The following is a 474-nucleotide window of genomic DNA, read 5'->3' on the forward strand; positions in this document are numbered from 1 at the left end:
GCCCGCTGCGGGAGCCCATCGATCTCTTCCTGCATGCTGCCAAGATAAACAGAACCCACAAGTGAGCAAGCCAAAAAACGATCCCGATATCTTCGGAAAAGCTATTACAGCGTTCTATGAAACCGGTGATGACGAAGAAATTACCGTCCACTCGCCCGACTTTGATGATGATGTGATTCCCGTACCCTACCTCTTTAGAAGCTATAAGGAAATGCCCCGGCTGGAACAAAAAGCTTTGCAACTATGCCGCGGAAAGGTACTTGATGTAGGTTGCGGTGCGGGCAGCCACTCTCTTTACCTTCAGGAGGAGCGGAAACTAGAGGTGACGGCAATAGACACATCAGCAGGAGCTATAGATATCTGCCGGAAACGCGGAATTTTGGATGCCCGAAATATAGCTTTTGAAGATCTTTCCGGAGAAAAATTCGATACCGTCCTCCTGCTCATGAACGGAACAGGGATCGTGGGGAAAAT

General features: G+C 49.2%; 1 protein-coding gene. It reads left to right on the forward strand.

What is annotated here, in order from left to right:
• Positions 1-61 precede the first annotated feature (61 nt).
• Positions 62-474, forward strand: a 413-nt coding sequence (locus HC175_RS23950) for a class I SAM-dependent methyltransferase (RefSeq protein WP_168139652.1), incomplete at its 3' end; no start/stop codon positions are given.

It is taken from the genome of Salinimicrobium oceani, from assembly GCF_012037645.1.